Source organism: Nonomuraea sp. CX421 (assembly GCF_059358955.1).
Map to the genome: position 1 here is coordinate 204,912 of NZ_JCADBK010000009.1, position 12,063 is coordinate 216,974.

The 12,063-nt window shown below is 70.0% G+C and carries 7 protein-coding genes; 4 read left to right on the top strand and 3 right to left on the bottom strand.

Annotation, left to right across the window (positions count from 1 at the left end):
• The first annotated feature begins 60 nt into the window (after window positions 1-60).
• Together AC5L3X_RS19085 and AC5L3X_RS19090 are read left to right on the top strand one after the other, a co-directional pair.
• Window positions 61-1,944, top strand: coding sequence for a serine/threonine protein kinase (locus tag AC5L3X_RS19085; RefSeq protein ID WP_494858460.1), 1,884 nt, complete (start codon window positions 61-63; stop codon window positions 1,942-1,944).
• Window positions 1,945-2,145: 201 nt separating this feature from the next.
• Window positions 2,146-4,188 carry a serine/threonine-protein kinase gene (locus AC5L3X_RS19090; protein ID WP_494858462.1) on the top strand — a complete coding sequence of 681 codons (2,043 nt, stop codon included), beginning with the start codon at window positions 2,146-2,148 and terminating at the stop codon, window positions 4,186-4,188.
• 90 nt (window positions 4,189-4,278) lie between these two features.
• Here the strand turns inward: AC5L3X_RS19090 and AC5L3X_RS19095 are convergent, their stop codons facing one another.
• Genes AC5L3X_RS19095 through eccCa form a run of 3 tightly spaced genes read right to left on the bottom strand, consistent with a single transcriptional unit; the run spans window position 4,279 to window position 9,804 of the window.
• Window positions 4,279-5,451: a WXG100 family type VII secretion target gene (locus AC5L3X_RS19095; protein WP_494858464.1), complete on the bottom strand. Its 1,173-nt coding sequence runs from the start codon at window positions 5,449-5,451 to the stop codon at window positions 4,279-4,281.
• Complete coding sequence (locus AC5L3X_RS19100; RefSeq protein WP_494858466.1) at window positions 5,448-5,774, bottom strand: hypothetical protein; 327 nt, start codon at window positions 5,772-5,774, stop codon at window positions 5,448-5,450. Before AC5L3X_RS19100 ends, AC5L3X_RS19095 begins: the two co-directional genes overlap by 4 nt.
• A 40-nt stretch (window positions 5,775-5,814) precedes the next feature.
• Window positions 5,815-9,804, bottom strand: a complete 3,990-nt coding sequence (gene eccCa / locus AC5L3X_RS19105; RefSeq protein ID WP_494858468.1) for a type VII secretion protein EccCa — start codon at window positions 9,802-9,804, stop codon at window positions 5,815-5,817.
• A 111-nt stretch (window positions 9,805-9,915) separates the two neighbouring features.
• Here eccCa and eccD point away from each other — a divergent pair, with 111 nt between their 5' ends.
• Both eccD and AC5L3X_RS19115 read left to right on the top strand, forming a co-directional pair.
• Window positions 9,916-11,373, top strand: coding sequence for a type VII secretion integral membrane protein EccD (gene eccD, locus AC5L3X_RS19110; RefSeq protein WP_494858470.1), 1,458 nt, complete (start codon window positions 9,916-9,918; stop codon window positions 11,371-11,373).
• Window positions 11,374-11,702: 329 nt separating this feature from the next.
• Window positions 11,703-12,038, top strand: a complete 336-nt coding sequence (locus tag AC5L3X_RS19115) for a hypothetical protein (RefSeq protein ID WP_494858471.1) — start codon at window positions 11,703-11,705, stop codon at window positions 12,036-12,038.
• Window positions 12,039-12,063: the final 25 nt, after the last annotated feature.

Here is a 12,063-nt window from a genome sequence, read left to right on the forward strand (position 1 = left end):
TGATGTGTCAGATTTGGTGCATTGTGACGGCAAACATGATTTTTCATCGGAAGGGCGCTCATGGGCTCCTTGCATCCGCGTGACCCTGAAGAGTTATGCGGCTACACCCTCATAGAGCGGATCGGCGAAAGTCCGCGGGGCGTCGTCTATCGCGGCCGCCGGGGCGAGGGCGGCGACTCCGTCGCGATCAAGCTGCTCCCGGAGACGCCGGACGCGTCCGACATCGCCCGGCGCCTCGAGTCCGCCATGCGGGTGCCGAGTTCCCAGGTCGCGCGCGTGCTCGACGCGGGAGTCTGGGAGGGGCAGCCGTACCTCGTCCGGGAGTACGTCGAAGGTCGCAGCCTCGCCGAACTCGTCGAGGCCGACGGAACTCTGGCCGGTGACGAGCTCGAGCGCGTGGCCGTGGAGGTGCTGACCGCGCTGATCTCCGTGCACGCGGCCGGTCTCTCGCACGCCGGGCTGACCCCCTACAACGTGATCGTCGGTGCTGACGGTCTCCGGCTCACCGACGCCGCGATCGATGAGCCGTCCGATGAGGCGGGATACCCCTCGCCGCAGGAGCCGTACGGCGCTCGCACGGATGTCTTCTCGTGGGCCGCGGTCGTGACGTTCGCCGCTACCGGCAGACCACCTTCGGGACAGGCCGTGCTCAACGCCGAACCTGAGCTGGGTGCCATGGCCGAGCCGCTGCGCGGCATCGTGGTGTCCGCCTTGTCGGTGGTGGCGGGGGAGCGGCCGACGACGCACGCTGCGCTTGAGGGGCTGATGGGCGCCGACACCGCTGTCCTCGGCGACGGCGAGCCCCTTCAAGGTGTGTTGCGGCCTCGGGCCCGTGCGAGCCGGCCGCCGGACGACGACGAGCCTCTGCTGGGCCTGCCGCTGGCGCCTCCCTCGTCGTGGACGCCACGGCAGCTGGACGCCTCCACGCAATGGGGACCGCCGCCACCGCCGTCGGCGACGGAGTCGCAGCAGGCCTGGTGGGAGCCCAAGACGGTGCAGGGCACCGTGAGTGGCGGTTCGAGGAGGAAGTTCCCCATCGGGCTGGTCGCCGCGATGGCCACGGTCGTCCTGGTCTCCGGGCTCGGGCTGTGGGGAGCGAGTCAGTACGTGCCCAAGCAGTCGCTGCAGCCCGCCTCCGCCTCTGGTGATCAGACGCCCGTCCCGGGCTCGGCGTCGAACGAGAAGCACTCCGCGGACATCCCCGCGACGCCGAAGCAGCGGACGCAGGAGCAGCCGGAGGAGAAGGCCCCCCGCGTCAAGACGCCCGAGCCGCAGGCCACCGACGTGCTGCCGTTCGACCTGCCGAGGGACGATCCGAGCAGCGTCGCGATGCCGGAGCTGAGCACGGTTCCCTCGCCGCTGCCGACGCAGCCGATCGCGACCCAGGCGGTCCCGCAGCCGACGGTCACGGTCACGGCGACGCACACCCCGGAGCGGACCGACCGGCGGGAGAACGGGGGCTCGCCCGAGCCTCACCCGACGCAGCCGCCGACATCGAATCCGTCACATTCCCCGCAGCCCCAGGTGACGGTGACGGTGACGGCGACGCCGACGGCTGAGCCGCCCACGCCGACGGAGCAGCCGACGGCTTCGGCCACGCCGACCCCGACACAGACGTTCACCACGAATCCGTACACCCCGGTCCAGGTCTGCGGTGACGGCTTCGTCGTCCAGCGGTCCACCGCGTTCACCAGCGGTGTCACGTACCAGCTGTACAACGACGGCACGGGGGAGCACTGCGTGGTGACGTTGAAGAACAGCGACGTCGGCAAGCCCGGTCCGGTCAGCGCCACGCTGGAGGTGCGGAGCGGGCCGCGCCAGTCCTACAACGGCGACCACGAGTTCTACGCCGGGCCGGTGAAGCTGCGGGCCGAGGGCAAGTGCGTGCGTTACGCGGGCGCGGTCGGCTCGTTCAGTACGAATTCCACCTGGGACGACTGCTAGACCCTGCAGGACAGGAGGCAAGGGTGTGCGCCACGCGGTGCACACCCTTCGCTGTGCCTGGGCGGCAGCCGGCCGGACTGACGGTTTCCTCACGGTCAATGATCAATCGAATAACGATCACTTAGGGACGTAAACCCGTGATGTTGGTGTGTCACATTTGGTTCAATGTGACTCGAAACATGATTCTTTGGAAGGGCGCTCATGGACCCGTTGCACCCGCGTGACCCTGCGGAGTTAGGGAGTTACACGCTCATCGGGCGACTCGGCGAGGGGTCACGGGGAGTCGTCTACCTTGGCCGCGAAGGCAAGGGCGGCACCCAGGTCGCGATCAAACTGTTGCCGGAGACTCCCGCCCACGCGGAGGAGGCCAAGCGCCTCAAGTCCGCCAAGCGGATCTCGAGCTCCTACGTCGCGCGCGTACTCGACGCCGGCGTATGGGAGGGACGGCCGTACGTCGTCCGGGAGTACATCGAGGGCCGCAGTCTGGCCGAGCTCGTCGAGGCCGAGGGGCCGCTGACCGGCGACGCGCTCGAACGCGTGGCCGTCTCCGTCCTGACCGCGCTGACCCCCATCCACCTGGCCGGCCTGGCGCACTGTGGGCTCACCCCGCGCAACGTGATCATCGGAGCCGACGGTCCCCGGGTCACCGACGTCGCGATCGGGCCGCCGGTCGGCGAGATCGGATACCGCTCGCCGGAGCAGCTCAACTCGGAGCCGTACGGGCCCTACACGGATGTCTTCTCCTGGGCGGCGGTCGTGACGTTCGCCGCCACCGGCAAGCCGCCCTTCGGGCACGACGCGAAGGCCGTCGCCAGCGCGAAGCCCAAGCTGGGCGCCATGGCCGAGCCGCTGCGCGGCATCGTGCTGTCCGCTCTGTCCAAGGAAGTGGAGCAGCGGCCGACGACGTACTCGGCGCTGCTGGGTCTCATGGGCGACAAGAACGCCACCGCCCCGGCCCCTGCCGCGCCGGCCGCCGGTCCGGTTGTGCCGGGCGCGAGCCCCGCTGTGCCGGTGCCGCCTCTGGTGCCGCCGCAGGCGCCGTCTTCCGGTCAGGTGAGCCTCCCTCCGGACCAGGACTCCACCATCCAGGGGCTGCCGGTGCCCCCTCCCGCGCCCGTGCCGCCGCCCGCGCATCTTCCCGCGCCGTTGGTGCCGCAGCAGGCGGACGCATCCACGCAGTGGGGACCGCCACCGTCCACGACGGAGCCGCAGCAGCCCCCGGCGCCGCCCGAGACGGTGAAGACCGTCGCCGGCGCGATTCCGGCCAGGAAGTTCCCCGTCGGGCTGGTCGCGGCGATGGCCGCCGTCGTGCTGGTCTCCGCGCTGGGACTGTGGGGAGCGAGTCAGTACGCGCCGAAGCAGACGGTGCAGCCCGCCTCGGCCTCCGGTGACCAGACGTCGGCGCCCGGCTCGGTGACGAACGAGCAGAACTCCGCGGACACCCCCGTGGCACCGCCGCAGCAGCAGCAACAGTCGTCGGGCCAGCCGGAGGTGACGGTGCCCTGGGCGAAGACGCCTGAGCCGCAGGCCACCGGTGTGTTGCCGTTCGAGATGCCCAGGGACGATCCGAGCAACATCGCGGTGCCGGAGCTGAGCACGGTTCCCTCGCCGCTGCCGACGCAGCCGATCGCGACCCAGGCGGTCCCGCAGCCGACGGCCACGGTCACGGCGACGCCCACGCCGCAGAACACCGACAGGCGAGGCAGGAAGTCGCCGACGCCCACGGTGACGGAGACGGTGCAGCCGTCGACGACTCCGTCCGCGACCCCGTCGCCCCGGGCTACGGTGACCGTCACGGCGACGCCCACCCCGACGCCGACGCCGCCCCCGACCACTGAGGCGCCGAAGCCGACCGAGGCGCCCAAGCCCACGGAGAAGCCCACGACCGCCGCGCCGACCGCGTCGGCTCACCCGGTCGCGTCGGGCAACCCGAACACCCCGACCCAGGCCTGTGGCGACGGCTTCGCGATCCAGAAGTCAACCGCGTTCGAGGGTGCCATCACCTACCTGCTGCACAACGCCAGTACGGGCGAGCACTGCGCGGCGACCATGAAGACCACGAACCTCGGCCAGAACAGCTACATCAGCGTCACCCTTGAGGTACAGAACGGCCACCGAGAGGTGCACAGTGGCGAGAAGCCGTACTTCGCCTCGGTGAAGCTTCACGCTGGAGGCAAGTGCGTCCGCTACATCGGCCAGGCCGGAGGCAACGTCACGACCTCCGACTGGAGCAGCTGCGGCTAGACCCTTCCGCATGGCCTGCCGGAACGGCTGACGCGGAGCGAGGGGCGCGCACCACGCGGTGCGCGCCCCTCGTCGTTCGCATGGGCTTGCCTAGTAGGGGCGGTAGCCGCCGCCGCTCTCCAGCGAGGCGATGCCCGGGTGGCGGCTCAGGTCGCCGTAGCGGCCGTAGGTGTAGAGCACACCGGCGATGATGTTGTCGACCGGTTCGAGGATCTTCCCGTACCCGGGCAGTTTGTGGGCGTCGAACGTGGGCGGGATCGTCTGCATGAGGCCCTGTGACGGGACACCGTTCCTGGCATTGATGTCCCAGTCGTTTCTCGCGCTGGGGTTGCCGCCCGACTCGTGGTGGATGACGGTCCAGATCCGTTCGATGTCCTTGGGGTCGTCCGGGTCGAGGTCGCTCACGTCGATCTTGCGTTTACGCAGGATGTCGGCCATCTCCGGCGACTTGATGACGCGGAGGGCTTCCTTGATCCAGTCGACGACCTCGGCCTTCGGGCGGGGCGTGTTGCCGGCTGACGAGGTGCCGGAGTGGTTGGTGTTCCCTCCGTTGTCTCCAGGCCTTCCGGTGTCGCCGGGTCCGCCCGGTCCGCCCGCGCCGTTGCCGGTGCCGCTGAGCTGGGTCTGCCGCTGCTCGGCGGGCGTCACCGCGATCCACTCGACCTTGTTGCCGGGCCCGGGGACGAAGGTCTGGTCGCCGGCGGGCGGGATGTCGGAGAAGAGGGTCTTCTCCTCACCGAAGCGCTTGCTGATGTTCTTCAGGGACGTGGAGAGCACGGTGGTGGCCGCGTCGACGTAGGTCTGCGCCGACTCGGCGGCTGTGCCGACCCTACCCGAGATGGCGGCGTCGAGGTCGGCCTGGGTCGCGTCGGGATCTCTCGCGTACGTCCTGCGCAAGGTGTTGACGTCCGTGATCAGGCTCTCGCCGATCTGGTCGACGCCCTTGCGGGCCTTGGCCAGCGCGTCGGCCGCGTCGTTCAGGGAGCCGGCACAGGACACCAGGGCGTCGTTCATGCCCTCCCCGGCCTTGCTGTAGCGGGCCATGTACGTGACGAAGGCGTCCGCGGACTCCCCCTTCCACCAGTCGTCCATCCTGCCGACCGCGCTCGCAAGGACGCCGGTGTTGCCCATGATGCCCTTGCCCGCGGTGCTCCAGCGCGTGGCGATGCGCCTGATCTCGGCAGGTTCGCCGGCCACCTTGTCCATGAGGGCGGTGAACTTCTGCCCGCCGGGCAGGGCGGCGATCTGGTCGCGCAGGCTCACGACGGATCCGGCGCGGCGGAGGCGTCATCGGCCGTCTTGATGTTGCGGCGGACCAGGTCGAGGGCGTTCTCGACGCCTTTGAGGCGATTCTCCGCGGCGTCGAGCTCGCTGCCCACCTTGGCCTCGACCGTGCCCACGGCCGACGCCAGAGCGGCGGAGTCGTCGAGAGCGCCGAAGACGGTGGACGCGGGTGTCTTCGCCGGGAACCCACCGCCTGACGCCACCGCCTTGCCACCCTTGACTTTGACCAGGTCGATGCTCCGATCGTGCACCGAATCCTGCAACCGCTCGAGCGCCTTCCGGCTCAGCTCGACACCTGCCATCGAGTGCCCCTTTCTGGTAGATCAGGATGAATGGCGACCGTCAGGCCGTCTCAGGCGGCGGCAGGAAGGCGGTCTGGGTCAGCCGGGCGCCGAAGCGCCTTTCCGCGTAGAAGGCCCGGCCGGGCGGGAGCGGTTGCGGGCGTACGTTGCCGAACACGTAGCCCTCGTCCTTGTTGCCGGACAGGACGACCGCGGGGCTGGCCAGGTCCTTGATCTTGGAGATGATCGGGTCGTACATGGCTCGCCCGATGCCGCCCATCTGGCGGGCCAGGACCAGGTGCAGTCCGATGTCGCGGGCCTGGGGCAGCAGGTCGACCAGGGGGAGCAGCGGGTTGGTGTTGCCGGCGACCAGGTCGTAGTCGTCGACCACGATGTACAGGTCGGAGCCCTCCCACCAGCTGCGACTCCGGAGCTGGTCAGGTGTCAGGTCGGCGGGAGGCAGTCGCTTGAGCAGCGCCGCCCGGGTGTTGTTGATCAACTCGGCGGCGGCCGAGCTCGACGCGGCGTAGCCGATGCGATGTTCGGTGACCGCCGTGTCGAGCAGCGTCCGGCGGTAGTCGATGACGATCAGCATCGCCTCGCGCGGCGTCTGCCTGGCCACCACGCCCTCGGCGATGAGCCGGAGCAGATTCGACTTGCCGCTCTCGGTGTCGCCCACCACGGCGATGTGGGGGTCGGCTTCGAAATCGATCAAGACCGGCGAGAGCGTGGCCTCGTCGATGCCGATCGGGATGCGCTTGGGGCCCGTCTGGTCGGGGCCGGGCAACGACGCCGCCGGCAGCACCGCCGGCAGCAGCCGCACCTCCCGCGCGGTGGGACCCCGCCAGGCGTCGCGCACCCCCTGCACCAGCGAGCGCACCCCCGCCGACATGTCCTCGGCGTCCTGCACTCCGTCGATCCTCGGCAGGGCCGACAGGAAGTGCATGCCGTCCTTGGTCAGACCGCGGCCAGGCACGCCCTCCGGCACGGCCATCGCGGCCTTGCGGTTGATCTCGGACTCGTACGCGTCGCCAAGCTTGAACTCGATACGGGTGCCGAACAGGTCCCGGATGGCGGGCCGGAACTCCGACCACTTGTTGGTCGCCGCCACCACGTGGATGCCATAGCCCAGGCCGCGCGCCGCGAAGTCGGTGATCACGCCCTCCAGAGCCTCGTGCTCCTGCCTGATGGTCAGCCAGCCGTCGATGATGAGAAAGATGTCGCCCCAGCCGTCGCCCTCGATGGTGCCGTCGGCCACCTGCCGCCGGTAGGCGGAGATCGAGTCGATCGCCTGCTCGCCGAAGATCCGCTCACGGTCGCGCAGGATGGCGGAGATCTCCGCCACCGTACGGCGCACGCGCTCGGCGTCACGCCGGGTCGCGACGCCGCCGACGTGCGGCAGCTGGTCGAGCGCGGCGAGTGAGCCGCCACCGAAGTCGAGGCAGTAGAACTGCACCTCCCGCGGCGTGTGGGTGAGCGCCAAGCTGGTGATCAGCGTGCGCAGCGCGGTGCTCTTGCCGCTCTGGGTGCCGCCCGCCACGCCGACGTGCCCGGCCGCGCCCGACAGGTCCAGCCAGAACGGGTCGCGCCGCTGCTCGAACGGCCGGTCGATGATGCCCACCACCGCGTGCAGCCCGCCGCGCCCCGGCCAGCCCGGAGTGGAGAGTCCCAGCTCCGGGGTGACCGACAGCGGCGGCAGCAGGTGGGTGAGGGTGGGCGGGTCGCTCAGTGGCGGCAGCCAGATCCGGTGCGCGGCCGGCCCGGCCCCCTCCAGCCGTTTCACCACGATGTCGAGCAGGCTGACCTGCGGGCCGCTCTTCTCCTCGCCCGCCGTGATCTCGGGCTTCGGCTCCTTCGCCTTCGGGATGGGCGCGAAGGCCGGGGTGTATTCGACCACTCTGCGGATCGCGGTGCTGCCGTCGGCGTCTCCACCTTGATGGAGATCGCCCTGGTAGGCGCCGGAGACGTACGCGGCCTTGAACCGGGTCATGCCGCTGGTGTCGAACTTCAGGAAGCCGTTGCCCGGCGCGGACGGCAGCTCGTAGGCGTCGGCCACGCCCAGCACCACGCGCGACTCCATGGCCGAGAAGGTGCGCAGGCCGATCCGGTAGGACAGGTGGGTGTCCAGGCCGCGCAGCCGCCCCTCTTCGAGGCGCTGGGAGGCCAGCAGCAGGTGGACGCCGAGTGAGCGGCCCAGCCGGCCGATCATCACGAACAGCTCGATGAACTCCGGCTTGGCCGTCAGCAGCTCGCTGAACTCGTCCAGGATCACGAACAGGGTGGGCATCGGCGCCAGGTTGGCCCCCTGCTCGCGAGCGCGCTCGTAGTCGCGCAGCGAGGCGTAGTTGCCGGCGGCGCGCAGCAGTTCCTGCCGGCGCACCATCTCGCCGTGCAGGGCGTCGTGCATGCGGTCGACCAGCGGCAGCTCGTCCTCGAGGTTGGTGATGACGGCGGAGACGTGCGACAGGGTGTCCAGGCCGAGGAACGTGGCGCCGCCCTTGAAGTCGACCAGGACGAAGTTGAGGATCTCCGAGGAGTGGGTGATGGCCAGACCGAGCACCAGCGTGCGCAGCAGCTCGCTCTTGCCGGAGCCGGTGGCGCCGATGACCAGGCCGTGCGGGCCCATGCCGCCCTGCGCCGACTCCTTGATGTCCAGCTCGACGATCCGGCCGTCGGCGCCGATCCCGATCGGCACCCGCAGCTTGTTACGGGCGGGCCGGGCACGCCACGTCTGCCCCGGATCGAGCAGGGTCGGATCGGCGACCCCCAACAGCTCGGTCAGCGTGGTGTTGGCGGCCAGCACGTCCTGCACCTCGCCGCCGCTCACGCCGCTCGACAGGCGCAGCGGCGCGAGCTGCCTGGCCAGCCCCTCCGCGCGGAGGTAGTCGAGCTTGTCCGGGTCGCCCAGCCGGGTGGCGCTCTGCTTGCCCGCGTGGTCGATCTTGACCATGAAGAAGCCGTCGGGCTGGATGTCGAGCCGCAGCGTGCTCTGCTCGTCCACGACGCCGGCGCCGTTGGACAGGTCGATCACGGTCACGCCCTGGATGGCGTCCAAGGCGAGCTGCGAGTCGTGCGGCACGTGGCCGCCGTCGATGATCAAGATGTGGTACGGCAGGGCGTCCGAGGGTGAGCCGGGCCGGAACCGGGCCCGCTCCTTGAGCTCGTCGCCGACCAGGCGGTCGAGGTCGCCCAGGTCCTCGGCCATCAGCCGCACCTGACCGGCGGCGTCCATCTCCTCAGGGTGCAGGGCGTGCGGCAGCCACTTGACCCAGTCCCACTGGGGCATCAGGTCGCCGGAGGCGCACACCATGATCCGCATGTCGTCGGGAGAGTGGAAGACGGTCATCTGCGCGATCATCGCCCGGACCAGATCGCGTACGGCGCCGGGGTCGCCGCTCAGCTTGATGCGGGCGAAGGAGCCGAGAGCCACCGCCACGGGCAGTTCGGAGACCGTGGAGTGGGCCCGGACGAACCTGCGCAGCGCTCCGGCCGACAGCGCGTCGAGGTCCTCGACCGGCTTGGAGTCCGGCGGCACGAGCTGGATGCCCAGCTTCTGCACGCCGGTGCCGAGGCGTACGGTGCTGAAGTCCTCGTCGCGTGGGCGGCGCTCCCAGAGCCGCTGGCTCATCGTGACCCACCACAGTGACTCGGGCGCCGGCCCGCTCCACTCCAGGGACTCGCGCTGCTGCTTGGCCGCCCGGCGCGAGCGTTTCCTGGCCTGGGAGAGGTAGCGGAAGTAGTCGCGGCGCAGGCCGTTGAGGCGGTGCTTGCGCTCGCCGGCCTGGCGGGCCATCTGGCCGATCGTCATGCCGACCATGGAGAAGGCGAACAACCCGCTGGCCACGTACATGAGCGGGTTGCTGTTGCCGCCCACGGTGAACATCAGCGCCATGGCGGCGCCGCCGGCCACCATCGGCAGATAGGTCAACACCGCCATCATGCCCTGGGGTTGGACCTCGGGGATCTCCGGAGGGGACTCGAGCAGGATCTCGCCGCGAGGCGGTTTGGGACTGGGCCGGCGCTCGGGGCGCCGCACGATGACGATGCTCACCCTGGGACTGCCTCCTGTGGGGGTCGGATGACTTTCTTACCAGAAGCACGCGATCACCCGTTGCCCTATATCTTCATCCTGTCATGTGACATATGGGGAAAAGGAGTACGGGTGAGGCAGCTGGCTCAAGGCCATCACGGCCCCATACCGCAGGGCGCGCCGCCTCAGGGCGCGTTGCCCCAGGTGGCCGCACCGCTGCCGCCGTTATGCCACGTGACGATCGTGGCGCCCCGCAAGCGGGCCGACCTGTCGCTGCCGGTCGACATCCCGCTACCGCACGTCCTGCCCGGACTGCTGCGGGCGGTCGGAGAGGTCGGCGGTGACTTCGCCGCGGCTCCCGGCTGGGTGCTCCAGAGGCTCGGCGGCCCGCCGCTCGACCTCGGACGGAGCCTCGCCGCGCTGGGCGTGCTGGACGGCGAGGTGCTCTACCTCCGCCCGAGCGAGCTCGCCCTGCCACCCGCCCTGTACGACGACGTGGCGGACCTGGTCGCCACGGGCGTCAAGGAGCGGGCCGGCGTCTGGGGGGAGGGGCACACGCGCAAGATGGGCCTGGGCGCCGCCGCGGCACTGCTCTGCGCGGGTCCACTGGCCCTGGTGCTCGCGGGGCCGCCATGGACGGTGACCGCCATCGTGTCGGGCGCCCTCGCCCTGTTGCTGGTCATCACCGGGGCCATCATGTCCAGGGCCGTGGGCGACTCCTCCTCGGGTGTCCCGGTCGGCTACGCGGCCCTCCCGTACGGCTTCCTGGGCGGGCTGCTCGCGCCCACCGGGGCCGTGAACGTGCTCGAACCGGGAGCACCCAGCCTCCTCGCCGCCCTGGCCTGTACGGCGCTGGTGGCCACTTTCGCGGGCACGTTGATCTCCGACGGAGTGGTGGGCTTCCTCGGGACGGCCATCGCCTCAGTCGCCGGCGCGGTGAGCGCGGCCGTGGTGATGGTCTTCGGACTGCCCGCCGCCGGGGTCGCCGCCATCACCGCCACCATCCTGCTGGCGCTCAGCCCGCTCATCCCGACCCTAGCCTTCCGCCTCGCGCGGCTGCCGCTGCCCACGATGCCCACAACGTCTGAGGAACTACGCAACGACAACCAACTGCTGGACGCCCCCACCATCAAGGAGCGCACCGTCCAGGCCAGGAAATACGGCACCGGCATGGTCGTCGGAATCTCACTGGCCACCATCGCGACGCACCTCTTCCTCGTCCTCGACGGCCACTGGATGTCCATGACCATGAGCGCCGTGCTGTCGCTGACGGTGTTCCTGCGGGCCCGGGTGTTCGCGGGGGTGGGACAACGGCTGTGGCTTCTCCTGTCGGGTGTGGCCGGGCTGTCCATGCTGGCGATCTCGCTGAGCGTGGGCAGCGGCGGCGTCATGGCCGCCGTGCTGGTGATCGCGCTGCTTTGGGCTGCGCTGATCTCGATGGGACTCGGCGTCTGGCTCCCGTCGGGCAAGCCGTCCCCGTTCTGGGGGCGCGCGGGGGACATCGTCGACCTGATGCTGATCGCCGCCCTGTTCCCCCTCGCGCTCGGCGTGCTCGAGGTCTACACCTGGGTACGCGGCCTGTCCGGCTGAGCGGCATTCGCCCCGTGAATGGCGCAGCGGAGGGCATCCGGTTACATGCTTTGTATGTCGTGTTGAAGATTCCCTGGTGACCGGGGGGAAACGTGGGACGAATCGTAGGCGGCGCTGGGGAAGGATGGTAGGAAGATCAGGTGTCGCATACTGAGCCCATGGCTGGTTTGTCCTCCGACGAGCCTTCGACCTCCCGCACTCCGACCGTCGTGCCGGCGGTGTCCGGCCCGTGCCCGCACACTCCCCCATGCCCCCCTCCGGTATGTCTGGCGCCGGGCCTGCGACCTCAGGGCACCACGGAGGCGGTCGTCCAGCCCGTCAGGCGCCCGGTGGAGCCCGACCCCGCGGCGAGCACCGGCACGGACGGCTACAGCGTCCACACGAGATCCCTGTGGAGATTCGCCGACACCATGATCTTCTCCGCCGATACTGTCGACGCCGTCAAACAGAGCACGCCTCGTTTCGATGGCTGGAACCTCATCCCTATGGGCGGCATTCCCATCAGCGGTCTGCTGTTCATCGGCCGCTTCAACGCCATCACCGACCTGTGGCGAGACTGCGCCGACACGCTTGCCAACTTGATCAAAACCGACAGCGCCAAGATAGCCACAGCGGCGCGGCGCTATCAGGCAGCCGAAGAGGCCGGCACCATCAAGACCGTCTAAGGATCTTGATGTCCATGCCCTCGAA

Coding starts and splice junctions, on each gene's coding strand:
- AC5L3X_RS19085 (WP_494858460.1), top strand. CDS start 61: ATGGGCTCCTTGCATCCGCGTGACCCTGAAGAGTTATGCGGCTACACC.
- AC5L3X_RS19090 (WP_494858462.1), top strand. CDS start 2,146: ATGGACCCGTTGCACCCGCGTGACCCTGCGGAGTTAGGGAGTTACACG.
- AC5L3X_RS19100 (WP_494858466.1), bottom strand. CDS start 5,774: ATGGCAGGTGTCGAGCTGAGCCGGAAGGCGCTCGAGCGGTTGCAGGAT.